The sequence below is a fragment of the Streptomyces sp. NPDC007189 genome (genome assembly GCF_040703635.1).
In the GTDB taxonomy this organism is placed as follows: domain Bacteria; phylum Actinomycetota; class Actinomycetes; order Streptomycetales; family Streptomycetaceae; genus Streptomyces.
In genome coordinates this window covers 566,848-592,111 of sequence record NZ_JBEYEY010000002.1, presented here as the reverse complement: position 1 = coordinate 592,111, position 25,264 = coordinate 566,848, and the positions used below count along the sequence as shown (strand labels likewise).

18 protein-coding genes are annotated in these 25,264 nt (G+C 71.0%); 7 read left to right on the top strand and 11 right to left on the bottom strand.

The features are described 5' to 3' along the window. Positions 1–498: 498 nt before the first annotated feature. Positions 499–687, bottom strand: a complete 189-nt coding sequence (locus AB0950_RS05785; RefSeq protein WP_366777883.1) for a hypothetical protein — start codon at positions 685–687, stop codon at positions 499–501. Between the two features lie 76 nt (positions 688–763). On the opposite strand from AB0950_RS05785, the gene AB0950_RS05780 reads away from it, so the two are divergent. Next, positions 764–1,825, top strand: a complete 1,062-nt coding sequence (locus AB0950_RS05780) for a hypothetical protein (protein WP_366777882.1) — start codon at positions 764–766, stop codon at positions 1,823–1,825. Here AB0950_RS05780 and AB0950_RS05775 read toward each other — a convergent pair. From AB0950_RS05775 to AB0950_RS05750, 6 genes are all read right to left on the bottom strand, one after another. After that, positions 1,800–3,248, bottom strand: coding sequence for a Yip1 family protein (locus AB0950_RS05775; RefSeq protein WP_360571128.1), 1,449 nt, complete (start codon positions 3,246–3,248; stop codon positions 1,800–1,802). The genes AB0950_RS05780 and AB0950_RS05775 overlap by 26 nt on opposite strands. A gap of 136 nt (positions 3,249–3,384) precedes the next feature. Continuing rightward, positions 3,385–4,761 (bottom strand): alpha-amylase family protein, encoded by a 1,377-nt coding sequence (locus AB0950_RS05770; protein ID WP_366777881.1) that lies wholly within the window; start codon positions 4,759–4,761, stop codon positions 3,385–3,387. Positions 4,762–4,939: 178 nt separating this feature from the next. Further along, complete coding sequence (locus tag AB0950_RS05765) at positions 4,940–6,625, bottom strand: glycoside hydrolase family 13 protein (protein ID WP_360143574.1); 1,686 nt, start codon at positions 6,623–6,625, stop codon at positions 4,940–4,942. Between the two features lie 180 nt (positions 6,626–6,805). Then, positions 6,806–7,711 carry an ABC transporter permease subunit gene (locus AB0950_RS05760; RefSeq protein WP_366777879.1) on the bottom strand — a complete coding sequence of 302 codons (906 nt, stop codon included), beginning with the start codon at positions 7,709–7,711 and terminating at the stop codon, positions 6,806–6,808. 19 nt (positions 7,712–7,730) lie between these two features. Beyond that, positions 7,731–8,735 (bottom strand): sugar ABC transporter permease, encoded by a 1,005-nt coding sequence (locus AB0950_RS05755; protein ID WP_360143580.1) that lies wholly within the window; start codon positions 8,733–8,735, stop codon positions 7,731–7,733. Positions 8,736–8,835: 100 nt separating this feature from the next. Continuing rightward, complete coding sequence (locus tag AB0950_RS05750; RefSeq protein WP_360143583.1) at positions 8,836–10,113, bottom strand: extracellular solute-binding protein; 1,278 nt, start codon at positions 10,111–10,113, stop codon at positions 8,836–8,838. Positions 10,114–10,459: 346 nt separating this feature from the next. Here AB0950_RS05750 and AB0950_RS05745 point away from each other — a divergent pair, with 346 nt between their 5' ends. Then, positions 10,460–11,494, top strand: coding sequence for a LacI family DNA-binding transcriptional regulator (locus AB0950_RS05745; RefSeq protein ID WP_360143586.1), 1,035 nt, complete (start codon positions 10,460–10,462; stop codon positions 11,492–11,494). Positions 11,495–11,562: 68 nt separating this feature from the next. After that, positions 11,563–12,438, top strand: a complete 876-nt coding sequence (locus AB0950_RS05740) for a phosphatase PAP2 family protein (protein ID WP_360143589.1) — start codon at positions 11,563–11,565, stop codon at positions 12,436–12,438. On the opposite strand, the gene AB0950_RS05735 is transcribed toward AB0950_RS05740, so the two are convergent. Continuing rightward, complete coding sequence (locus AB0950_RS05735; protein WP_366777878.1) at positions 12,426–15,419, bottom strand: bifunctional [glutamine synthetase] adenylyltransferase/[glutamine synthetase]-adenylyl-L-tyrosine phosphorylase; 2,994 nt, start codon at positions 15,417–15,419, stop codon at positions 12,426–12,428. The two genes, AB0950_RS05740 and AB0950_RS05735, sit on opposite strands and share 13 nt — an antisense overlap. 267 nt (positions 15,420–15,686) lie before the next feature. Beyond that, positions 15,687–16,649: a DUF72 domain-containing protein gene (locus tag AB0950_RS05730; RefSeq protein WP_360143596.1), complete on the bottom strand. Its 963-nt coding sequence runs from the start codon at positions 16,647–16,649 to the stop codon at positions 15,687–15,689. Between the two features lie 126 nt (positions 16,650–16,775). Between AB0950_RS05730 and AB0950_RS05725 the strand changes: the two genes are divergently transcribed. Genes AB0950_RS05725 through AB0950_RS05715 form a run of 3 tightly spaced genes read left to right on the top strand, consistent with a single transcriptional unit; the run spans position 16,776 to position 19,916 of the window. After that, on the top strand, positions 16,776–17,663 hold the full coding sequence (locus AB0950_RS05725; protein WP_360143599.1) for an alkaline phosphatase family protein: 888 nt from the start codon (positions 16,776–16,778) through the stop codon (positions 17,661–17,663). A gap of 1 nt (position 17,664) precedes the next feature. After that, positions 17,665–18,900, top strand: coding sequence for an MFS transporter (locus tag AB0950_RS05720; protein ID WP_360571118.1), 1,236 nt, complete (start codon positions 17,665–17,667; stop codon positions 18,898–18,900). Next, positions 18,897–19,916, top strand: a complete 1,020-nt coding sequence (locus tag AB0950_RS05715) for a TolB-like translocation protein (protein WP_360571116.1) — start codon at positions 18,897–18,899, stop codon at positions 19,914–19,916. The genes AB0950_RS05720 and AB0950_RS05715 overlap by 4 nt, the downstream gene beginning before the upstream one ends. Positions 19,917–19,945: 29 nt before the next feature. On the opposite strand, the gene AB0950_RS05710 is transcribed toward AB0950_RS05715, so the two are convergent. Next, a complete protein-coding gene (locus tag AB0950_RS05710) occupies positions 19,946–21,319 on the bottom strand; it encodes an MFS transporter (protein ID WP_360143608.1) in 1,374 nt (457 codons plus the stop codon). A 199-nt stretch (positions 21,320–21,518) separates the two neighbouring features. After that, complete coding sequence (locus tag AB0950_RS05705) at positions 21,519–22,880, bottom strand: glutamine synthetase family protein (protein WP_360143611.1); 1,362 nt, start codon at positions 22,878–22,880, stop codon at positions 21,519–21,521. A 344-nt stretch (positions 22,881–23,224) separates the two neighbouring features. On the opposite strand from AB0950_RS05705, the gene AB0950_RS05700 reads away from it, so the two are divergent. Then, a complete protein-coding gene (locus tag AB0950_RS05700) occupies positions 23,225–24,418 on the top strand; it encodes a globin domain-containing protein (protein WP_366777876.1) in 1,194 nt (397 codons plus the stop codon). The last annotated feature ends 846 nt before the right edge of the window (positions 24,419–25,264 follow it).

The following is a 25,264-nucleotide window of genomic DNA, read 5'->3' as shown; positions in this document are numbered from 1 at the left end:
GCGCAAGCGGCTCTCTTGGGTCCGACCCCGCGCGACCGTATCGCCGCCGCAAGGGTTGCAGCAAGAGTCTTGAAATCAACGGCAAGGACTTTCACCGGGCTTCCCGGCCCGGAGACTGCGAGGCACCCTCCCCCGGAGCGTCCGAGCCCTGCCTACTTGACCGTTCAACCGAGGCCGCGCTCGGGCGGGTTGCGCAGGGCGGCGGCTGCCGGTACGGCGGCCCGGGTTGCGGCTCGTCGCCCCCGGAGTGAGCGTGGAGGAAAGGACGCCCACGACAGCGCGCACGCGAGCGGAGGCGGAGGACTCACCGGAACAGCAGCCAGGGAACACGCGACCGCACAGCCCATCCGGATCCATGATGCCCAGAGCCACACGGCGACACGTCCGCCACATCACCAGCGCCTTGGCCCTTGCCGCGGCACTCGCGTTACCCGCAGGTCTCGCGACTGCCCTGCCGGTGTCTCAGATCCGCGGCGAGACCGGGACGGATCCGCCCGCTCAGTCATCACCCCCTGCTCCGTCGACGCCGACCACGACAACGGCGCCCTCCCCACCGACGCCGACCACGACAACGGCGCCTTCCCCGTCGACGCCGAGCACGTCGTCCTCCGCTCCATCGCCGTCCACGCCCACAGGGACCGGGACGTCCCACCCGAGCCGCACGTCGGCCACCCAGACGTCACCCACGCCCAGTCGGGGAGGGTCCTCCGCCTCCGATGCCCTGAAGCGGCAGAAGCAGGAAACCAAGGACGTGACGGCGGACTTGCACCAGAAGGAGAAGGACGTTCCCAAGGAGCTGGTCCCGAGCGTGAAGCGGTTGAGCACCGCCCTGCGAGCGGTGGAGGACCCGCACACCCCGCCGCACGTGCGGGACGCCACCACCACGAGCGCGCAGCAGGTGAGCGCCGCCCTCGAGGTGATCGGCGCCCCCGATACGCCTCCCGCGACGCGCCGACAGCTGACCGGGGTCGTGCAACAGGTGACCTCCACGCTGGAGGCGGCCCAGCGGCCAGGAGTACGGCCCGACGAACGGCGCACCGCCACCTTCATCGCGGCGAGGGCGACCTCCCTCCTGCCCTTGATCGGCGACCGGAAGACACCTCCACAGCTGCGGCGGGACCTGACCGAGAGCGTGCGGCACCTGACCCACGCCAGAAGCGAGCGCGGCGGGACCACCGGCGATTCCGGTTCCTCGGCGGACAGAACCCGTGCCGCGAAGGCGGTGGAGGCCTCGTGGGCCACCATCAGGGACCCGCACACACCCGGCAACCTGCAGAAGGAACTCGCAAAAGTCACGCACGAGACCAGTTCGTCGCTGGACAGGGCCGGCGATCCCGAGGCGTCGGCCGATGAGCGGGACCAGGCGCAGAAAGACCTGGACAAGCAACTCGACCACATGAAGAAGGAACTGGAGAAAGCCGCCTCCGCTCAGGGGCTGCCGAACGTACCACTCCCCAAGGCGGCCGAAGTGTGCACCAATGCTGTCTTCGATTACGTCGACGACGACGTCCTCATCAAGAAACTCGGCAGTGTGCTGCCGAAGAAGTGGGACACCGAAGGCGTCGATGACTTCTGGAAGTCGGAGGAGGCAAAGAAAAATGCTCTTGACATCCGCGTCCTGTTGCGGGGCCAGGAAGACGTCACCGACGCCCCCGTGCAGATCAAACGCCTCGCCCCCAAGCTCGCCGATACGATACCGGCGGAATACCTCTACGTCACTCTCGGGACTCCGGGGCTGAACTGCCTGCGAGCCGCGTTGGACGTCTACCAGGTCTCGGGAGTGACATCGGGCACCTGGGTCAAGAAGGCGAAGGAGATGGAATAGACTTCAGCAGCTCCGCCACCGAGACCTCCGAGGATGCGACCACCGTCGAAATGCCGTATCTTCCCTCGTCTCTCGTCTCTTCGACGCTGCTGCCCGCGGAATCGTATGAGGAAATGGAGTACTGAGGACCTTTCGTCGGAGACCACTGTGCTCCCACATAGCGCGGCTTGCGCGTCACGTTGACCAGGTTGTTGTCGTGCCGCACCCGGCCGCGATAGAGGAGCCGTGCCGGGCACTTCGCCGGATGGCAGTAGTCCGGCGTCCTCTTGAGCCAGGTCGGGTGCGGCTGACCGAAGCTCTCGACATCGATCCGCCCTCGGTCCTTCCGCATGTACGTGATCTGCAGATTGACACGCAGCAGGTCGTATGCGACGTTCTTGGGGATCTGGAACACATGCGTCAGGATGTCCTCCTGCCCGCTGTCCAGCACTGTGCCCGGTTCATACAGGCGCCCGCTGCTGATGGCCACGAAACCGAGTTGATCGACGTGCCGGTCCGCCTCTTCGTCCAGCGGGTGGCCCCGAACATAGCTGTCCTTCCATCCCTGCAGCACCGACTCCCCTTTCTCCGAATACTTCGCCGTCCTCCCGTAGACCGTGAAGTCGTCGATGATGACGTACACCGGCACTTCCCCGGTGTTCTTCACGGAGAGCTTCAGCGGTACGTGGACAAAGGGCAGCCGACGATCCGGACGCGCCGTTCCGAAATCCGCCTTCAAGGCGAAACGGAGGGGTGCCACCGTGGGTTGGTATATCGTTGAGTAGGCTAGACTGACGATGCTGAAAACGGCCGATGCGAGTACTCCTGCCGCGAATTTCTTGGGCTGTGGAATCCCCTCCCAGGATTTCTCCCGGACCAGCACGTAGAGCGCCCACAAGGACCAGCACCACAGCGGCATGAAGGCCAGCATGTAGGGCGTTGGTTCCCTCTCCTGAAGCCACATCGCCACGAGCAGGCTGTCCGTGGCCAGCGCTGTGAAGGCACCGATCAGGATGATCGTCCCGGAGAAGGCGAACTGCCGTCTTCCCCAGTAGTCGGGGGCGAAGACCGCTGCGGCGAACTGCACCACACCGAACAGGGCGAGCAGGGCCCCGGTGATCCGTTGCGCAAACGTCTGAGCCCCGGAGGCGTCCGGCCACCCGATCAGCGCGGTGAAGGCCGCGGACGCCAGGAGTCCCGCCATCATGACGACGAGGGTCGCGCGCCTCCGCCAGGCCCGGTCCGGCCAAGCCCCGCTGTCCCCGCCGCGCCAGCACACGGATGCCGGATCCTCCACATCCACGTCCCGGTAGCCGAGGCGGTCCAGCATGGTCCGCAGCTGGCGCAGCGACCAGGCGCTGCCCACGGTGTCGCCTCCCACGGTGACCCGGCGAAGACCACGCCTGTCCGGCGCCTCGACGACGACCCACGGACGGATGCTCATGAGGCCAGGCTCGAACCCGAGCGGGAAGCGCGCATGCGGTGTTGCTCCGGTTGGCCGGACACGCACCTCGCTCCCCGGGTGAGGGCCACCTCCACGCCGTGCCCGGCCGCGGGAACGGCCGGGCACGGAGCACTGTTCAGCAGGTTGATTTGCCCGCATAGATCGCCAGCGCGGTATTGGCGCCCAGGGTGGCGGTGAACTGTCCGCTGGAGTCCACCGCCACCGTCGTGTTGTTCTGCACATTGCAGTACGTGCCCGCCGGCAGGGAGGTCTGATACGTACGGGTCTGTGCCGAGGACTCGTGGTTGATCGCCACATAGCCCTTGGTGCCGCGGCCGAAGGCGATCCAGTTGTTGCCGTCGTCCCACCAGTTGGAGACGGCCTGGCCCCGGGTCGCGTTGCGGAAGGCGACCATGCGGATGATCTCCGGCCAGGCGTGCTGGCACTTCCAGCCGTCCTGCCAGCAGGCGCCCACCTGGCCGTTGTCGGGCGGGCCGGCGTCCGCGTCGGACCACTCGTAGCCGGAGTTGATGTCGGGGGCGCCATAGGGCCAGGCGAGCATGAAGACGTTCGCCAGGGTGTAGTTGGCGCCGTCCTTGTAGTTGAGGGTGCTGCCGTTGCGTTCCGTGTCGTGGTTGTCCACGAAGACGCCGGCCACCGAGCTGCTGAGGTAACCCCAGCCCTCGCCGAAGTTGTTCAGGTAGGCCAGCTTCTCGTTGTTGAACACGCGCTTGAGGTCGTAGGCGTAGCGGAACTCCTGGACGTCCCCGTTGCCGGTGTACTCGGAGGGCTGGACCGCCTCGTTGGCGCCGTAGATGACCTCCTGCTTCCAGTAGACGGAAGGGTTGGTCAGGCGGGACTTGATGTTGGCCAGGTCCTCGGCGGGGATGTGCTTGGCCGCGTCGATGCGGAAGCCGTCGGCGCCCAGGGAGAGCAGGTCGTTCATGTAGCCGGCGATCGTCCTGCGGACGTACTCCTCACCGGTGTCCAGGTCGGCGAGCCCGACCAGTTCGCAGTGCTGGACGTTCCAGCGGTCCTGGTAGTTGGTGACCTGGGAGGTGCAGTCGTCGAAGTCGGGGTACGAGTACAGGCCGGGGTAGTCGTACTTGGTGTACGTCGAGCCGCCGGTGCCGGTGCCGCTGCCCGCCGACATGTGGTTGACGACGGTGTCGACGACGACCTTGAGGCCGGCCGCGTGACAGGTGTCGATCATGTTCTTGAAGGCGGTGCGGTCGCCCAGGCGGCCCGCGATCTTGTAGGAGACCGGCTGGTACGACGTCCACCACTGCGAGCCCTGTATGTGCTCGGCGGGCGGGGAGACCTGGACGTAGCCGTACCCGGCGGGGCCGAGGGTGGTGGTGCACTCGCGGGCCACCGAGGCGTAGTTCCACTCGAAGAGAACGGCGGTGACGTCCTTGGCGCCCGGCGGGGAGGCCTGGGCAATGGTCGGGTTCATGCCAACCAGAGCGGCGGCCGTGAGGGCGACCACCACGGGGAGGGTTCTGCGTGCCATGTGGGGGTCCTTCGTCCTTGAAGGCTGATGAAAGACCGCTGAAGGCGCTTGCTGCAATGTTTCAGCAACCTTGCGGTGACGCAGATGTTAAAGGCCCGCTGCCTGAAAGGCAGCGGGCCGTCGCGAAGTTGATGCAAGAACTTTCAGACAGGCCGTCAGGCCGGGTGCCGGTCCGGTGTCATGCCGTGGTCCACCAGACGGTCGTGTCGGCCGGGACCTTCGTCTCGTCGTCGGTCTCGGTCACCTCGCCGCTGGCGAGCAGCACCCGGCCGTACGCCGGGGTCGTCACCGACTCCCCCGTGGTGTTGGTGACGCAGACGAACTCGCCGCGCCGGAAGGCCAGGACGCCCTCGGGGGCGCGCAGCCACTCCACGGCGTCGCCCGCGCCCAGGTCGGGCTGGGTGCGGCGGGCGGCGAGGGCGGACCGGTACAGCTCCAGCGTCGAGCCGGGGACACCGGTCTGCGCCTCCACGCTCAGCTCGCCCCAGCCGGCCGGCTGCGGCAGCCAGCTGCCGCCGCTGCCGAAGCCGTGACTGGAGCCCTCGCGGGTCCACGGGATCGGGACGCGGCAGCCGTCGCGGAAGCCGTCCTGGCCGGCGCCGCGGAAGTACGCCGGGTCCTGGCGCACCTCGTCCGGCAGGTCGACGACGTCGGGCAGGCCCAGCTCCTCGCCCTGGTAGACGTACGCCGAGCCGGGCAGGGCCAGCATGAGGAGGGTGGCGGCGCGCGCCCTGCGCAGGCCCAGCTCCCTGTCTCCGGCCGTGCGGATCTGGGTGCCGAGGCCGGGCGGGTTGGCGAAGCGGGTGGCGTGCCGGGTCACGTCGTGGTTGGACAGCACCCAGGTGGCCGGGGCGCCGACCGGGCGCATGGCCTCCAGGGTGCGGTCGATGACCGTACGGAGTTCCTTCGCGTCCCACTCCGTCGACAGGTACTGGAAGTTGAAGGCCTGGTGCAGTTCGTCCGGGCGGACGTAGTTGGCGGTGCGCTCGACGGTCGGCGTCCAGGCCTCGGCCACGAAGATTCGCTCGCCGGAGTACTCGTCCAGGATGTGACGCCACTGCCGGTAGACGGCGTGCACGCCGTCCTGGTCGAAGAACGGCATGACATCGTTGCCCAGCAGCTTGAGCTGGTCGTGGGCGCCGAGGTCGGGCAGGCCGTCGGCCTTCACCAGGCCGTGGGCCACGTCGATGCGGAAGCCGTCGACGCCCATGTCCAGCCAGAAGCGCAGGATCGAGCGGAACTCGTCGCCGACGGCCGGGTGCTCCCAGTTGAAGTCGGGCTGCTCGGGCGCGAAGAGGTGCAGGTACCACTCGCCGGGCGTGCCGTCCGGTTCCGTCACCCGGGTCCAGGCCGGGCCGCCGAAGATGGACTCCCAGTCGTTGGGCGGCAGTTCGCCGTTCTTCCCCTTGCCGGGGCGGAAGTGGTAGCGCTCCCGCAGCGGGGAGCCGGGGCCCTCGGCGAGGGCGCGCCTGAACCACTCGTGCTGGTCGGAGGAGTGGTTCGGGACGAGGTCGACGATGATCCTCAGGCCCAGCTCGTGGGCGTCGCGGATCAGCGCGTCGGCGTCCAGGAGGTTGCCGAACATCGGGTCGACGGCACGGTAGTCGGCGACGTCGTAGCCGGCGTCGGCCTGCGGGGAGGCGTAGAAGGGGCTGAGCCACACGGCGTCGACGCCCAGGTCGCGCAGGTACGGCAGGCGGGAGCGTACGCCTTCCAGGTCACCCATGCCGTCGCCGTTGCTGTCGGCGAAGCTGCGCGGATAGACCTGGTAGATGACCGCGTCCCGCCACCAGTCGCGACGGCGGTCGGCGACGGCGGCGACGGCGGCGTGGGGGGCCGGTGCGGCGGTGTGCTGCTGGCTCATGGCGTCCTTGAGAGGTAAACGGGTTCGGGTCATGGGCGCGTGGATGCGGTACGGCTGCGGATGCGGACCGGGGAACGGGTGCGAGGCGGCCGCGGTGTCGGCGGGGTCGGATGGGCACCGCGGCCGCCTACCCGCGCCCGACTGCGGCGCGGGAGCAGGGGGCCTTCTTCGAAGGGGCCGTCAGCCCTTGGTGCCGCCGGCGGTGAGGCCGGTGACGAGGTTCTTCTGCACGAGGTAGAAGAACACCGACACGGGTATCGCGATCAGCACCGCGGTGGCGGCCATGTAGTTCCACTGGGCGTCGTGCTCGCTGACGAAGGTCTGCAGACCGACGGCGAAGGTGTACTTGGAGTCGTCCAGCAGGAAGGTCGTCGCGAAGGCGACCTCGCCGACGGCGGTGATGAAGTTGTAGAAGGCGGCGACGGCCAGGCCCGGCCGGGCCAGCGGCAGGATCAGCCGGAAGAAGGTGCCGAACGGGCTGAGCCCGTCGACGCGTCCGGCCTCGTCGATCTCGAAGGGGATGGTGTCGAAGTACCCCTTGAGCAGCCAGGCGCTGTACGGCACGGCCGTGGTGCAGTTGATGATGATCAGCGCCCAGTAGGTGTCGATGAGGTCGAACCGGCTGAAGATCTCGTACATCGGCACGATCAGGATGGCGATCGGGAAGGCCTGCGTGAGCAGCAGGACCCACATCAGCTGCTTGTAGCCGGGAAAGCGCATCCGGGAGACCGCGTAACCGGTGGTGGCGGCGACCATGACACCGATCAGGGTGGTGCCGAGGGCCACGATCATCGTCGACTTGAACCAGTCGAAGAACCCGGTGTGCTCCAGCACGAAGCTGTAGTTGGAGAAGCCGGCCTTGGCCGCGATCTTGCCCGGGTGCAGGTAGTCGTCCTTGTCGGGGCCGAGCGACAGGTAGATCAGCCAGGCCACCGGGGCGAGCGCGATCAGGCTCGCGAGGGCGAGGCCGCCGTGCAGCAGGGCGGCGCCGAGCGGGCCGCGTTCGCCGCGCCGGCGCACACGCCGCGGGGGCTGCGCGGCGGGGGCGGCCCCGGCCTCGGTCTTTTCCAGGGTCGTGGTGCTCATGGCGGCGGCTCCTGCGGCGTCAGACGGCGAGCTGGTCATTGCGCTTCAGCCAGCGGAAGTAGAAGGAGGTGAAGACGGTGATGATGGACAGCAGCAGTACGCCGTACGCGGCGGACTGGGCGAAGTCGCGCGGCTGCTGTCCGAAGCCCAGGAAGTAGGCCCAGGTGACGAGGATCTGGGCGTCGGGGGCGCTGGTCGGGCCGAACAGCAGGAAGATGATGGCGAACTGGTTGAAGGTCCAGATGATGCCGAGCAGGACGACGGTGGAGCTGACGGACCTCAGCCCCGGCAGGGTGACGTGCCGGAAGCGCTGCCAGGCGGTCGCGCCGTCCATCTCGGCGGCCTCGTACAGGGAGGAGTCGATGGACTGCAGGCCGCCGAGCAGCGAGAGCATCATGAACGGCACACCGCACCAGGTGTTGACCATGATCGCGGCGAACCGCTGCCAGAAGGTGTCCTCCAGCCACTGCGGCTGGGGCAGGTGGACGGCGTGCAGGAGCTGGTTGATCACTCCGGAGTCGGAGAGCATGATCCGCCAGGAGAAGACGGTGACGAAGGTCGGCACCGCCCAGGGCAGGACCAGCAGCACCCGGTAGAAGGTGCGGCCGCGCAGCTTCTCGTTGAGCATGAGCGCGAGGCCCAGGCCGATGGCGTAGTGCAGCGCCACACAGGCGGCCGTCCACACGACGGTCCACAGGAAGTGCGACCAGAACCGGTCGTACGACAGCGGGCCGAACAGGATGTCCTTGTAGTTGCCGAACCCGATGAACTTGTAGGTCGCCGGGATGTGGTTGACGCCGATCGTGCGGGCCGAGTTCAGGCTGTTGGCATCCGTGAGGGTCAGGTAGACGCCGCGGATCAGCGGGTAGCCCACGATCACGGCGAGCACGACGACCACCGGTGCGATCATCGCGTAGGCGTACCAGTACCTCTGGTAGCCGTTTTTGATGCGCTGCCCCAGCCCGGGCCGAGGCGCGCGGTCACCGCGGCGCTTGCCGGTCGCGCGGTCGATGGCGACTGTCATGGTTCGACACCTTCAAAGGATCAAGGAGTTGGCCGGGCACAGGGCGGTGGCCGTCGGATCCTTCCCCTCCTGAAGCGAGGATCCGACGGCCGACCGGGCGTCACTTGCTGAAGTCGGGCACCAGCTTGGTGAAGGCGGCCTCGGCGTTGCTCAGACCCTGGTCCAGCGACTCCTTGCCGCCGGCGATCTTCGGCAGTTCGGTGTCGAGCGGACCCCACAGGGAGCTGTACTCGGGCAGCGCCGGGCGGGGCTGGGCGGCGGACAGCACGCTCTGGTAGCCGGCGATGCCGGGGTCGGCCTTGACCTGGGCGCTGTAGGCGTCGGAGCGGGTCGGCAGGGTGGAGTTCTTCAGGGCGATGGTCTCCTGGGAGGACGCCGAGGTCATGAACTTCACGAACTTCAGCGCCGCCTCCTGGTGGGCCTTGTCCGAGCCGGCGTAGACCGAGAGGTTGTGGCCGCCGGTCGGGGCGCCCGCCTTGCCGGTGGAGCCGGCCGGGACGGTGGCGATGCCCAGGTTGGACTTGTCCTTGAAGGCGCTGCCCTTGTAGAAGTTCGTGATCTCCCACGGGCCCTGGACGATCGCGGCGACCTTGCCGTTGACGAACGCGTCCTGGATGTGGGCGTAGGCGTCGGCTGTGGTGTCGGCCTTGTGCAGGCCCTTGCCGGAGAAGGTGCTCAGCCAGGTGCCGTAGGCCTTCTTCGCGGCCGGCGAGTCGACGGTGATCTTCTTGGCCGAGGCGTCGACGGTGTCGGTGCCCTCGCCGTAGAGGAAGGTCTGCGCGTAGTAGGCCTGGGTGGAGCCCCAGTAGCCGTACTGGCCGGTCTTGGACTGGATCCTGGCGGCGTCGGACTTCAGCTCGTCCCAGCTCTTGGGCGCCTCGGTGATGCCGGCCTTCTTGAACAGGGCCTTGTTGTACACCAGCGCCAGGGTGTCGGTGACCAGCGGCACGCCGTAGGTCTTGCCCTGGTACTGGGCCTGCTGGATCAGGCTGGGCTGGAACTTGGCCTGGTCGGCGAGGGCCTCGGTGCCGTCCAGCGGCAGGAAGTAGCCCTTCTTCGCGAAGGCGGGGGTCCAGCCGACCTCGGAGCGCAGCACGTCCGGGGCGCCCTTGGAGCCGGCCGCGGTGTCGAACTTGTTCTGCGCCTGGTCGAAGGGCACGTCGACGTACTTGACCTTGATGTTCTTGTTGGCGGCCTCGAACTTCTGGACCAGGGCCTTGTACGTCGGCGCCTCGTTGGTGGCGTTGGAGGTGTCCCACCAGGTGATGGTGACCGGGCCGTCCGACTTGCCGCTGCCGCTGTCGCTCCCGCTGCCGCAGGCCGTCGCCGCCAGGGCGAGGGACGCCACCAGCGCGGAGGCCGCTATGCCACGCCGCATGAGTTCTCCTTGAGGGTTATGCCCGAGTGAGGCAGGGGCGGTCCCGTCCGCCGTCCCTGCGGTCTTGCCGACAGCGCCGTTGCAGGGCGGCCGGGCGACCAGGAACGTAACAGCGTTGTAAGCGTTGCGAAAGACCTTGCAGAAAAAAAGTGCAAGGGAACACGATGGTTACCCCGTCGTTACCGCTCAGCAGTCGGCCGACACGTGTGCAAGACTCTGCAAGCTCTTGCCACCATCCATGCGAGGGAGCCCGATGAGGCAGCAACCCAGGGCGAGCCGTCCGGCCGCTCGAACCCGGCGTCCCGTCGGTGTGCAAGGCGCCATACGCCCGGTACAGTCCAGTGCCGTGACCACACGGCTTGCCGACATCGCTGCGCAGGCGGGGGTGAGCGAAGCGACCGTCAGCCGGGTCCTGAACGGGAAGCCGGGCGTCGCCGCCACCACCCGCCAGTCCGTGCTGGCCGCGCTGGACGTGCTGGGCTACGAGCGGCCGGTGCGGCTGCGGCAGCGCAGCGAGGGCCTGGTCGGGCTGATCACCCCCGAGCTGGAGAACCCGATATTCCCGGCCCTGGCCCAGGTCATCGGCCAGGCGCTGACCCGCCAGGGCTACACGCCGGTGCTCGCCACGCAGACCCCGGGCGGGTCGACCGAGGACGAGCTGACCGAGATGCTGGTGGACCGCGGGGTCGCCGGGATCATCTACGTCTCCGGGCTGCACGCGGACACCACCGCCGACATGTCCCGCTACGAGCGGCTGCGGGCGCAGGGCGTGCCGTACGTGCTGGTGGACGGGTTCTCGCCGCAGGTGCAGGCGCCGTTCATCTCCCCCGACGACCGGGCCGCGATGACGCTCGCGGTGACCCATCTGGTGTCGCTCGGGCACACCCGGATCGGGCTCGCCCTCGGGCCGAAGCGGTTCGTGCCGGTGCAGCGCAAGATCGAGGGCTTCGTGCGGGCCATGCAGGACCAGCTGGGGTTCACCGCCGAGGCGGTCGAGACCGAGCTGGTCCAGCACTCGCTGTACACGCTGGAGGGCGGGCAGGCCGCCGCGACCGCGCTGATCGAGCGGGACTGCACGGCCGTGGTGTGCGCCAGCGACATGATGGCACTCGGCGCCATACGGGCCGCCCGGCAGCGGGGTCTTCAGGTGCCGCAGGACGTGTCGGTGGTCGGCTTCGACGACTCCCCGCTGATCGCCTTCACCGACCCGCCGCTGACCACGGTCCGCAAGCCGGTGCCGGCGATGGGGCAGGCCGCGGTGCGCACGCTGTTGGAGGAGATCGGCGGCACGCCCGCGCCGCACAGCGAGTTCGTGTTCATGCCGGAGCTGGTGGTGCGCGGTTCGACCGCTTCGGCGCCGCATGTCGTCCGTACGTCGTAGAAGGTGCGTCCCGGACCCGACCTTGGGATGATCGGTCGAAGACGCCTTTTCTGGCACACTTGATGGCTATGAGTGACTCGACCGTGACGCAGTCGGAAGGTCGCGAGGAGGTGGCCGTTCCGGGTTCCGTCACGGACGAGGTCGAGCGCGAGGCGCGCGGTGGTCTCGCCGGCCGGCTGAGGCGCCCGCGGCGGCCCCGGCTGTGGTTCGAGATCCTTCTGATCGCGGTGAGTTACTGGACGTACTCACTGATCCGCAACGCCGTCCCGGAGCAGCGGGGCAAGGCGCTGCGCAACGCCGACTGGGTGTGGCGCGCCGAGCACCATCTGGGCATCGCCGCCGAGCAGTCCGTCAACCACGCGGTGAACTCGGTGACTTGGCTGATCATCGGCATGAACTACTACTACGCCACGCTGCACTTCGTCATCACGATCGGGGTGCTGGTGTGGCTGTACCGGTGGCATCCGGGACGCTACTCGGCGGCCCGTCTGGCGCTGTTCGCGACGACCGGTGTGGCCCTGCTCGGTTACTACCTGTTCCCGCTCGCGCCGCCGCGGCTGATGCGCGGCGGGCACTTCGTGGACACGGTCATGGTCCACCACACCTGGGGCTCGATGGCCTCCGGCGACCTGAAGGACATGTCGAACCAGTACGCGGCGATGCCGTCCATGCACATCGGCTGGTCGCTGTGGTGCGGGCTGACGGTGTTCGCGCTGGCGTCCGTGCCGTGGGCGCGGGTGCTGGGGCTGCTCTACCCTGCGGTCACCCTGCTGGTCATCGTGTCCACGGCCAACCACTTCTGGCTGGACGCGGTGGGCGGCGTACTGTGCCTGGCCTTCGGGTTCGCCGTGGCGCGTCTCTGGTTCGGGGCGCTGCCCCACGCCCTGCCGAGACGGGCGCCGGCCCGGGCGGCCGAGCCGGCGCCGGCCGCTCAGTCCGCGTAGAACAGCTCCTCGACCACCGTGCGGGCCCTGCGGGCGGTACGGCGGTAGGCGTCCAGCATGTCCCCGGCGTGCCCGGCGCCGTAGCCCAGGTAGCGGCCCACGGCGGCCAGCTCGCGGGGCTCGGTCGGGAAGGTGTCCCCGGCCCGGCCGCGCACCAGCATCACCGCGTTGCGCACCCGCGTCGCCAGCACCCAGGCCTCGTCCAGGATCTCCGCCTCCTCCGCGGACAGCAGCCCCGCCTCGCGGGCGGCGGCCAGCGCCTCGCGGGTCCGGGTGGTGCGCAGGCCGGGCTGCTCCCAGCCGTGCCTCAGCTGGAACAGCTGGACGGTCCACTCGACATCGGACAGCCCGCCCGGACCCAGCTTGGTGTGCAGCTTCGGGTCGGCGCCGCGCGGCAGCCGCTCGGACTCCATACGGGCCTTCAGCCGGCGGATCTCGCGCACGGCGTCCTCGCCGAGGCCGCTCCGCGGATAGCGCAGGGGGTCGATCAGCTCGGTGAAACGGCGGCCCAGCTCCTCGTCCCCGGCGACCGGCTCGGCCCGCAGCAGCGCCTGGGACTCCCAGACCAGGGACCAGCGGCGGTAGTACGCCTCGTACGACTTCAGGGTGCGCACCATCGGCCCCGACTTGCCCTCCGGGCGCAGGTCGGCGTCGATGAGCAGCGGCGGGTCGGCGCTGGGCAGCGCCAGCAGGCGGCGCATCTCGGCGACGACCTTGTTCGCGGCGGCGGACGCCTCGTGCTCGTCCACGCCGTCCTGCGGCTCGTGCACGAAGACGACGTCCGCGTCGGAGCCGTAGCCCAGCTCGTGACCGCCGAACCGGCCCATCCCTATGATCGCGAACCGGGTGGGCAGCGTGTCGCCCCAGCCGTCCCGGACCACCGCGCGCAGGGTGCCGGCGAGGGTGGCCGCGGTGAGGTCGGAGACGGCCGCACCGACCCGGTCCACCAGGGCGCCCTGGTCGGCCTCGGCGGGGCTGGTCTCGGTGCCGTAGGAGCCGACGATGTCGGCGGCGGCCGTACGGAACAGCTCGCGGCGGCGCACGCCCCGGGCCGCGGTGACGCCGTGCCCGGCGTTCTCCGCGCGGCCCACGGCGGCCAGGATCTCCTGCTCGAGCGCGGCGCACCCGCGCGGTGCGAGGCCGCCGCCGTCGCCGTCGCCGAGCAGGGCCACCGCCTCGGGGGCGCGCATCAGCAGGTCGGGGGCGAGGCGGCCCGCCGACAGCACGCGGGCCAGGTTCTCGGCCGCCGCGCCCTCGTCGCGCAGCAGGCGCAGGTACCAGGGGGTCTTGCCGAGCGCGTCGGAGACCTTGCGGAAGTTCAGCAGGCCCGCGTCCGGGTCCGCCGAGTCCGCGAACCAGCCGAGCAGGACCGGCAGCAGGGTGCGCTGGATCGCCGCCTTGCGGCTCACGCCGGAGGCCAGGGCCTCCAGGTGGCGCAGGGCGGCCGCCGGGTCCGCGTAACCGAGGGCGACCAGGCGCTCGCGGGCCGCCTCGGGGCTCAGGCGGGCCTCGCCCGGGGCGAGCTGGGCCACCGCGTCCAGGAGCGGCCGGTAGAAGAGCTTCTCGTGCAACCGGCGTACGACGCCCGTGTGCCGCCTCCACTCGCGGTTCAGCTCGGCCACCGGGTCCGCGCGCAGGCCCAGGGAGCGGCCCAGGCGCCGCTGCTCCTCCTCCGCCACGGGCACGAGGTGCGTGCGGCGCAGGCGGTAGAGCTGGATGCGGTGCTCCATCGAGCGCAGGAAGCGGTACGCCTCGTCCAGGCGGGCGGCGTCGTCGCGGCCGACGTAGCCTCCGGCGGCCAGCGCCTGCAGGGCGTCGAGGGTGGTGCCGCTGCGCAGGGACTGGTCGGTGCGGCCGTGCACCAACTGCAGGAGCTGCACGGCGAATTCGACGTCGCGCAGGCCGCCGGGGCCGAGTTTCAGCTCGCGGTCGATCTCGGCGGCGGGAATGTTCTCGACGACGCGGCGGCGCATCTTCTGCACGTCCGCGACGAAGTTCTCGCGCTCGGCCGCCTTCCACACCAGGGGCTGCAGCGCGTCCACGTAGTCCTGGCCGAGTTCGGCGTCCCCCGCGACCGGGCGGGCCTTGAGGAGGGCCTGGAACTCCCAGGTCTTCGCCCAGCGTTGGTAGTAGGCGAGGTGGGAGGAGAGGGTGCGGACCAGGGGGCCGTTGCGGCCCTCGGGGCGCAGGTTGGCGTCCACCGGCCAGATGGAGCCCTCGACGGTCGTCTCCGAGCAGATCCGCATGAGGTGGGAGGCGAGGCGGGTGGCGGCCTTGAGGGCCTCGGTCTCGGTGCTCTGCTCGGTGGCCTCGGCCACGAAGATCACGTCCACGTCGGAGACGTAGTTCAGCTCGTGACCGCCGCACTTGCCCATCGCGATCACCGCGAGGCGGCAGGCCGCGGCGTCCTCGGGGGCGTTCTGCCGCGCCAGCGCCAGGGCCGCGCGGAGGGTGGCGGTGGCGAGGTCGGCGAGTTCGGCGGCCGTCTCGGCGACGTCCGTGGTGCCGCAGACGTCGCGGGCGGCGATGGACAGCAGGCAGCGGCGGTAGGCGACGCGGAGGGTGACGGGGTCGGTGGCCTCGGCGAGGCCCCGCTCGAACTCCTCGACGCCGGGGTGGAGGTCTCTCGGCTCGTAGGTGACCAGGGCCTGCCAGTCGGCCGGGTGGCGGGCCAGGTGGTCGGCGAGGGCGGCGGAGGCGCCGAGGACGCCGAGGAGGCGGTCGCGCAGGGGCTTGGCCGCGATGAGGGTGTCCAGCAGTTCGCGGTGGGCGGTGGGGGTCGGCTGGGCCTCCAGGAGGCGGACCAGGCCGTGCAGGGCGAGGTCGGGGTCGGCGGTGGCGCCGAGGGCTTCCAGCAGGACGGGGTCGTTGCGGACGGGGGTGAGTTCGGGGCCGTCGAGGAGGCGCTCGGCGGCGGAGGGGTCGGTGAAGCCGTGTCGGAGCAGGCGGGTGAAGGTGCTGCTTCTGCGCCCCGGCGTCATGTCCGTGGCCTCCCCTCGGTGCGGTCTTCCTGGCCAGAGCCTAGCTGGAGGGGGCGGCGGGGGCTTGGGGGTGGCGGGGGCTGGGGGGTGGCGGGGGGCGGTGCGTGGGTCCGTGCGGGTGCGTGGGCGCTTGCGGGTGCGTGGGCGCTTGCGGGTGCGTGGGCGCTTGCGGTGCGTTGTCAGGTGCGGGTGCGTGGGGTCGTGGGGCGATGCCTGCGGCGGCCCGTTCCGGTTCGTTGTGGTGCGGGGCGCGCCTGCGGTTGTCTTTCAGTCGGTGCCGCGCCGGGTGGTGTCCGTCCTCGGTCCGGCGCACCCTCTTCCGGGTGGGTGAGCCGCGTTCTCGCCGGCCGCTGCGGGCGGACACCACCCGGCAGGTCCCCTTCCCGCCGTGCGCGGCCGCGGCACCGTCGTGGTCAGCAGGGTCTGCAGGGCGTGCGCCGCCTTCGGCGCCGCGTCGCCGCAGCAGTTGTTGAAGAGGGCGTGGACCTCCTCGGCTGCTGCTGCCAGGGATCGGATGCGTGGCAGCCACTCGGTGAGTTCGGCGGTGGTGTAGGTGTGCCGGAAGCGGTCCTCCTTGCTGCCGGTGCCCCAGTGCGGGCTGCGGCCGTGGAAGCGGATCAGGGCCAGGCGGGGTGTGGTGACCGGGGTCGTCGGGGGGAGGCCGGGGGCGTCCACGGCCACGGCGGTGGCGTTCAGGTCCTTGAGGAAGGCGGTCGTACGGTCGCTGTGCCACCAGGCGGGGTTGCGGAACTCCACGGCGAAGGGCCAGTCCCGGGCGCGTTCCCTGGCGGCGCGGATGAAGGCCTCGGCGTCCGGGCCGGGGGTGAGGGTCGGCGGGTACTGGAAGAGGAGGGTGCCCAGGCGGCCGGAGTCGCGCAGGGGGGCGACGGCCTCGGCGTAGCGGGTCCAGACCTCGTGGAGGAGGCCCTCGTCGCGGGGGCGGTCGCGTAAGTCCCGGGGCAGGGCGGCGGGGCGGGTGGGGTGGCCGGTGAGGAGGGAGAAGGCCTTGACGTCGAAGCGGAAGCCGGGTGGGGTGCGCTCTGCCCAGAGGCGGGTGGTGCGGGGCGCGGGGAGGGCGTAGTACGGGGAGTCGGCCTCGACGACGGGGAAGCGGGTCGCGTAGTGGCGCAGGCGGCCTTCCGGGTCGCGGTGGCCGGGCGGGTACCAGCCGCTCGTCAGGAGTGCGCGGTCGGTCCAGCCGCAGGTGCCCACGAGGATCCTCGCTGTCATGGGGCGGGAGTACCCGGCGTTCATCCGCTCTTCACCCCCGAGGTTGGCGTCCGTGGGGTGAGGGCATATTGGCGTGTGCATGCTCTGTCCGCACCGCCAGCTCCCGCCCCCCAACCGGAGGTTGATGTGTCCGGCAGTTCCGTGTACCGCCGTACCCGCACCGTCGTGGCGTCCGCCGCGGCCCTCGCCGCGGCCGCGGTCGGGCTGTGGACCGGGATCGGCGAGGAGTCCGCGCACGCCGCGGGCGTCGTGCCGAGTCCGGACCACGTGGTCGTCGTGGTCTTCGAGAACCACGCGTACAGCCAGGTCATCGGCTCCTCCAGCGCGCCGTACATCAACTCGCTCAAGTCGCAAGGCGCCAACCTCACGCAGTCGTACGCAGAGACCCACCCGAGCCAGCCGAACTACTACGCCCTGTTCTCCGGGTCGACGCAGGGCGTCACGGACGACAGCTGTGTCACCCCGGGCTTCTCCTCGGCGCCGAACCTGGGCTCGGAGGTCCTTGCCGCGGGGAGGACCTGGGCCAGTTACAACGAGTCGCTGCCGAGCCAGGGTTCCACCGTGTGCAGCAGCGGCGACTACGCCCAGAAGCACAACCCGTGGTTCGGGTTCAGCAACGTGCCGACGTCGAGCGCCAAGACGTTCGCGCAGTTCCCGACGGACTACTCGACGCTGCCGCAGATGTCCTTCGTGACCCCCAACCTGTGCAGCGACATGCACGACTGCTCGGTGTCCACCGGTGACACCTGGCTGAAGAACAACCTGGGCGCGTACGCCACGTGGGCCAAGACGCACAACAGCCTGCTCGTCGTCACGTTCGACGAGGACAACCGGCTGAGCGGCAACCGGATCCCGACCGTGCTGTACGGGCAGCCGGTGGCGGCCGGGTCGTCCAGTGCGACGACGTACAACCACTACGACCTGCTGCGCACCCTGGAGGACAGCCAGGGCCTGACCTCGCACGCGGGCAACGCGGCCTCCGCCAAGGACATCACCGGCATCTGGGCGTCCTGACGTGTACGTAGCGGACAGCCGCGCGGACGGTGCCGTCCGGCCGCTGGCCGGGCGGCGCCGTGCCGCGATCGCCCCGACCGTGCTCGCGCTCGGAACGGTCAGTCTGGTGACGGACGTCTCCTCGGAGATGGTCACGGCCGTGCTGCCGTTGTACCTGGTCAGCGGGCTCGGTCTGTCCCCGCTGGGCTTCGGGCTGCTCGACGGCGTCTACAACGGGTTCTCGGCGGCCGTACGGCTGGTGGGCGGTCATCTCGCGGACCGCGGCGGCGGGCGGCACAAGTGGGTCGCCGGGTTCGGGTACGCGGTCTCGGCCGTGTGCAAGCCGCTGCTGCTGGTCGCGCACACCCTGACCCCGATCGGCCTCGTGCTCGCCGCCGACCGTACGGGCAAGGGCCTGAGGACCGCTCCCCGGGACGCCCTCATCTCGCTGTCGAGCACGCCGGAGTCCCGGGGCCGGGCGTTCGGGGTGCACCGGGCCATGGACACGGCCGGGGCGCTGCTCGGGCCGCTGGTGGCCTTCCTGATCCTGCGGGCGACGGTCGACGGGTACGACGCGGTGTTCACCGTCAGCTTCTGCGTCGCGGTGGCCGGCGTCCTGGTGCTGGTGCTGTTCGTGCCGGGCGGGCGCGGTGGCGCGGTCGCGGCCGAGCGGCCCTCCCTGCGGGGTGCGGTGGGGCTGCTGCGGCGGCGGGGGCTGCGGCGGATCGCCGTCTGCGCGCTGCTGCTGGGGCTCGCCACGGTGAGTGACTCGTTCGTGTATCTGCTGCTCCAGCGGCGTCTCGGCGTGCCGGACCGGTGGTTCGCGCTGCTGCCGCTCGGTACGGCCGCCTCCTTCCTGCTGCTGGCGGTGCCGCTCGGACGGCTCGCGGACCGGGTGGGCCGCTGGGCGGTGTTCGTGGCCGGGCACGCCTGCCTGCTGGTCGCGTACGCCCTGCTGCTCACGGCGTGGCGGGGATCGGCTCTGCCGTACGTCGTCCTCGCCCTGCACGGCGTCTTCTACGCGGCCACCGACGGGGTGCTGATGGCGGCGGCCTCGGACGGGGTGCCGGAGGCGCTGCGCTCGTCCGGTCTCGCCCTGGTGCAGACGGGGCAGGCGCTGGCCCGGTTCGCGTGCTCGCTGCTGTTCGGGGCGGCCTGGACGGTGTGGGGCGACCGGGCGGCGCTGGCGGGGGCGGCGGTGGCGCTGGCCGGGTGTGCCGCCTTCTCCGTCGTCATCCGTCCGAGGGGTGCCGCATGACCGTACGCCACCGCGTCCTGATCCTGGCCGCCGCCGTCGCCGTGCTCGCGGCGGTCGGGCTGGCGTCCGTGCTGCACGCCTCCGCGCGGGCCGACCGCCGCGATCAGGCGCAGGCGGGCGGTCCGCGGGTCACGGCGGGGACGGTGACCCTGACCGGGCACGGGCGGATGGTGTTCCGGAACATGGCGTGGGGCCCGCACCGGGACGAGCTGGTCAGTGTCCCGGCCGGTGACCCGTCGGGGGCGCGGACGGCCTCCGGGGTCAAGTGCCTGCGTTTCTACGCCGCTTCGGGGACGGGCGTCTGCCTGCAGGCCGTGCACGGCCCGGTCTCGGACAGCTATCGCGCGCTGATCCTTGACGCCCGGTTGCGGACCGTGCACCGGTACGACGTCCCGGGCATCCCCTCGCGGGCCCGGGTGTCCCCCACGGGCCACTTCGCCGCCTGGACGGCGTTCGTGGGCGGTGACAGTTACGCCGGCACGAACTTCTCCACGCGTGCCGCGATCGTGGACACGCGGAGCGGGAAGCTGATCCCGTCCCTTGAGGCCTTCCGGATCGTCAAGGACGGGCATCCCTACCGGGCGGCGGACGTCAACTTCTGGGGCGTGACGTTCGCGGCGGACGACCGCACGTTCTACGCGACGCTGGCGACGAAGGGCCGTACGCATCTGGTGCGGGGCGACCTGCGGGCCCGCACGGTGACGACCCTGCACGAGAACGTCGAGTGCCCGTCCCTGTCCCCCGACGGCACCCGCATCGCCTACAAGAAGCGGGTCGAGGGCCTGCCGAAGGACGCCCCCTGGCATCTGTACGTCCTCGATCTGCGCACCATGCGGGAGACCCCGCTGGCCGAGTCGAGGAGTGTGGACGACCAGGCGGTGTGGCGCGATGCCCGTACGGTCGTGTACGCGCTGCCGGGTGACTACGGCGCCGATCTGTACCAGGTCCCGGCGGACGGGTCGGGAAAGCCCCGGCGGATCAGTACGGCCGCGGTCTCGCCGGCGTATCCCGGGTAGCGGAATGCCGGTCGAGGCCGGGCCCTCGCCTAGCCGGCCGGTTCACGGCCCGGCACGCACAGCCAGGCGAGGGCGGCGGCGGTCAGGTAGGCGAGGGCCCCGGCGCTCATGCTGACGCGCAGTCCGCTGCCGTAGCCGGCGCTGCCGGCCAGCAGGCTGCCGCCGAGTGCCACGCCGGTGGCGCTGCCGATCTGCCGGGTGGTGTTGAACAGGGCGGAGGCGGCCCCCGCGTACGCCTCCGGCGCTGCACCCATCACCGTGGCGGTCGAGCCGGTGAGCGCGAAGGACGTGCCGAACCCGGTGGCCATCATCGGCGCCACCAGCAGCGCGTAGGCCGGTTCAGCCCCCGCCGCAGCCCAGCCGCCGAGACCGAGGGCGCCGAGCAGCATCCCGCAGACCACCAGCGGACGGTCGCCGGTGCGGCGGCTGAGCCGCCCGGACAGGACGGAGGCGAACATGGTCACCGCCACGGCCGGGAACAGGGCGAGCCCGGTGTCGAGGGCGCTGAAACCGCGCTGGTGCTGGAAGTCGAGGCTGGCGGTGAACACCATGCCGTAGAAGGCGAAGTTGAACAGCAGGCCGATGGCGGCCGCCCCGCTCATCGCACGGGTGCGCAGCAGACGCAGCGGAAGGACGGGGCTGCGGGCGAGCCGCTCGCGCAGCACGAACGCCGCCACCGCCACCACGGCCAGGCCCAGTCCGGCGAGCACGGCCGGATCGGACCAGCCACGCCGTCCGGCCTCGTTCAGGGCGGCGGTCAGCAGGGCCACCGCCGCCACCACGGCGCACTGGGCCGGCAGGTCCAGGGGGCGTTCGGCGTGCCGCGGGGAGGGTGCGACGTACCGCCACGTCAGGGCCAGGCAGAGGGCGCCGACGGGAAGGTTGATGAGGAAGACCCAGCGCCAGCCCGCCGTGGACACCAGCAGCCCGCCCACCAGCGGCCCGGCCGAGGCCGCGATGCCGGCCATGGACCCCCACAGCCCGAAGGCGCGCGAGCGTGCCGCCGGCACCGGGTAGGCCTCCTGGAGCAGGGCGAGCGAGCCGGGGACGATCAGTGCCGCGCCGAGCCCCTCCACCAGCCGGGCCGCGACGAGGAGGGCGGCGCTCGGCGCGAGGGCGCACGCCGCCGAGGCCAGCGTGAACACCACGACGCCGGCGCAGAAGACGCGCCGGTTCCCCAGCCGGTCGCCCAGCGCGCCACCGGTCATCAGGAACCCGGCGAAGACGAGGGTGTACCCGTCGGTGATCCACTGGATGCCGGTGAGCGAGGCCGACAGGTCCCGGCCCACCACGGGTACGGCGACATTGATGATCGTGACGTCCAGGATGACCATGAAGTACCCGGCGCACACGGCCAGCAGCGGCGCCGTGGCACGCCGTACGGCCGGCTGCGCGAAAGGCACGTCGCCGACTCCGTCCTGTCCACGGCTCCCCCTGAGCAGTGAGCATGCTAAGCCGCGGAGAACAGAAAAACGGTGACATACGCCCCCGTCGGGGCTCGCCTCCTTCAAACCGCCGGGCTACCGGAAGGCGAGGGGGCCGCCGGTCCGTGACCGGCGGCCCCACGGGATCGTTTCGGCGGAAACCCGCCCCGACCTGCGCCTACAGCACCGGCAGGTTCTTCCGCAGCTCGAAGGCGGTGACCTCGGAGCGGTACTCCTCCCACTCCTGGCGCTTGTTGCGCAGGAAGAAGTCGAAGACGTGCTCGCCGAGGGTCTCGGCGACCAGGTCGCTGCTCTCCATGAGGGTCAGCGCCTCGCCGAGGTTCTGCGGGAGCGGTTCGATGCCCATCGCGCGGCGCTCGGCGTTGGACAGGGCCCAGACGTCGTCCTCGGCGCCCGGCGGGAGTTCGTAGCCCTCCTCGATGCCCTTCAGGCCCGCGGCCAGGAGGACGGCGTAGGCCAGGTACGGGTTGGCGCCGGAGTCGATGGAGCGGACCTCCACGCGCGCGGAGCCGGTCTTGCCGGGCTTGTACATCGGGACGCGGACCAGGGCGCTGCGGTTGTTGTGGCCCCAGCAGATGTACGACGGGGCCTCGCCGCCCGCGCCGGCCGTGCGCTCGGAGCCGCCCCAGATGCGCTTGTAGGAGTTCACCCACTGGTTGGTGACCGCGGAGATCTCCGCCGCGTGCTTCAGCAGGCCCGCGATGAAGGAGCGGCCGACCTTGGAGAGCTGGTACTCCGCGCCGGACTCGTAGAACGCGTTGCGGTCGCCCTCGAAGAGGGACAGGTGGGTGTGCATGCCGGAGCCGGGGTGCTCGGAGAACGGCTTCGGCATGAAGGTCGCCTGCACCCCCTGCTCCAGCGCGACCTGCTTCATGACCAGGCGGAACGTCATGATGTTGTCGGCCGTGGAGAGCGCGTCGGCGTAGCGCAGGTCGATCTCCTGCTGGCCCGGCGCGCCCTCGTGGTGGGAGAACTCCACCGAGATGCCCATCGACTCCAGCATGGTGATCGCCTGGCGGCGGAAGTCCATGCCGACGTTGGTCGGGGTGTGGTCGAAGTAGCCCGAGTTGTCCGCCGGGGTGGGGCGGGAGCCGTCCAGCGGCTTGTCCTTCAGCAGGAAGAACTCGATCTCGGGGTGGGTGTAGAAGGTGAAGCCCAGGTCGGAGGTGCGGGCCAGGGCGCGCTTGAGCACGTACCGCGGGTCGGCGAAGGACGGGGAGCCGTCCGGCATGAGGATGTCGCAGAACATGCGGGCGGTGCCGGGGGTCTCCGCGCGCCAGGGCAGGACCTGGAAGGTCGACGGGTCCGGCTTGGCGATCATGTCGGACTCGTAGACCCGGGCGAAGCCCTCGATGGCCGAGCCGTCGAAACCGATGCCCTCGTCGAAGGCCTGCTCCAGCTCGGCGGGGGCCACGGCGACGGACTTCAGGAAGCCCAGCACGTCCGTGAACCACAGGCGTACGAACCGGATGTCGCGCTCCTCCAGTGTCCGGAGCACGAACTCCTGCTGCTTGTCCATCTTCCGATTCCCCATCCTTGCTGGTCAGGCCGCCTGTCCTCGGTCCCGCGGGAGCGGTCGGGCACCTGAGCATCCCACCACAACACCATTTCATGCGCGTTGCGGACCTTGATCGCGGACGCGTCCTCGGCCTGAACGCCTCGCGTACGGCGGATGTACTGCTGTGTCGCCCATCTTGCCTGCTCGGACCGACATCCGTAATGGGCGGCCCGGATCCGCCGCGAGCGGGGCCGGTTCGCGGAGTGAGGGGAGTGAGAGGAGTGAGGGATACCACGGCCGCTTAATTTGCATCTCATATGCAAGTTTTCTTAGCGTTTCGATCAGTCGAGTTGCAAGGAGTCCCGATGCTGACCGAGCAGTCCGCAGCCACCGTCCGCGCCACCCTTCCCGCCGTCGGCGCGGCCATCGGCGACATCACCGACCGGTTCTACGCCCGGCTCTTCGCCGCCCACCCCGAGCTGCTGCGGAACCTGTTCAACCGCGGCAACCAGGCCTCCGGCGCCCAGAAGCAGGCCCTCGCCGGCTCGATCGCCGCCTTCGCCACCCACCTGCTGGACCACCCCGGCCGGCGGCCCGACGCGATGCTCGGCCGGATCGCCCACAAGCACGCCTCCCTGGGCGTGGCCCCGGAGCACTACCCGGTCGTCCACGAGCACCTCTTCGCCGCCATCGCCGAGGTCCTCGGCGAGGCCGTCACCCCCGAGGTCGCCGCCGCCTGGACCGACGTCTACTGGCTGATGGCGAACGCGCTCATGGCGATCGAGAAGCGGCTGTACGAGGAGAGCGGCAGCACCGGGCGGCGGCCCTGGGAGGTCGTGGAGCGCGTCGAGGAGACCGCGGACGTGGTCACCTTCCGGCTCCGCCCGGCCGACGGCGGCCCGGTGCGCGACTTCCGCGCCGGCCAGTACGTCTCCGTCCAGGTCGAGCTGCCCGACGGCGCCCGTCAGATCCGGCAGTACAGCCTGTCCGGCGCGCCGGGCGAGACGCTCCGCCAGTTCAGCGTCAAGCGCGTGACCGGCGACGACGCCACCCCCGCCGGCGAGGTCTCGAACCACCTCCACGCGCGCGTGCGGGCCGGCGACGTGCTGCACCTGTCCGAGCCGTACGGCGACCTGGTCCTGGACGCCGACGCCGAAACCCCGCTGCTGCTCGCCTCCGCCGGCATCGGCGTCACCCCGATGGTCGCGATGCTGGCCGACCTCGCGTCGAGGGGCCACACCGCTCCGGTCACCGTGGTCCACGGCGACCGCTCCCCCGCCGACCACGCCCTGCGCACCGAGCACGAGACGTACGCCGGGAAGCTCGCGGACGCCTCCGTGCACTTCTTCTACGAGCGCGACGCCGGTCCGGGCGCCCGCACCGGCCTGGTCGACCTCGACGGCATCCCCGTACCGGCCGGCACGCGCGCGTACCTGTGCGGACCGCTGCCCTTCATGCGCGCGGTGCGCGGCCAACTGATCGAGAACGGTGTGGCCCCGGCCGACATCCACTACGAGGTCTTCGGCCCGGACCTGTGGCTGGCCCAGCAGGACAGCTGACCCGGCAGCCGCGCTGCTGACGAGCGGCGACGCCCCCTCGACCAGGACCCGCCGCCAGGCCACCGGGCTCTGCGGGTGTGCGGCGGGGGCTACGGGTCTGCGCCGGACCCTGCCGGCTACGGCAGGCGCTGCCGGTCTACGGCAGGCGCTGCCGGTCTGCGGCGCGCCCTGCCGTCCTGCGGCGGGGCTTGCCGGTATGCGCCGGGCCTTGTCAGTCCGCGGCGGGGCCTGCGGATCACGCCGCGCCTGCCGGTCTGCGGCACGCCCTACGGATCTGCGCCGGGTCCTGCGGGTCTACGGCGGGCCCTGCCGTCCTGCGTCGGGCCCTGCGGGGTGCGGCGGGCCCCGCCGGTCTTGAGCGCGCCCTGCCGGTGTGCGGCGGGGCTTGCCGGTATGCGCCGGGCCTTGTCAGTCCGCGGCGGGGCCTGCGGATCAGGGCGCGCCTGCCGCTCTGCGGCGCGCCCTACGGATCTGCGCCGGGCCCTGCGGGTCTACGGCGGCCCCTGCCGTCCTGCGTCGGGCCCTGCCGGTCTACGGGCAGGGCCTGCGGATCTACAGCTCGCGCTGCCGGTCTGCAGCGCGCCCTACGGATCTACGCCAGGCCCTGCCGGTGTGCGGCGGGCCCCGCCGGTCTCGAGCACGCCCTGCCGGTGTGCGGCGGGCTTGCCGGTCTGCGCCGGGCCTTGTCAGTCCGCGGCGGGGCCTGCGGATCTACCGCGCGCCCCGCCGGTCCGCGGCGCGCCCTGCGGATCTACGCCGGGCCCTGCGGATCTACGCCGGGCCCTGCGGGTCTACGGCGGACCCTGCCGTCCTGCGTCGGGCCCTGTCAGTTTGCGGCCGGCCCTG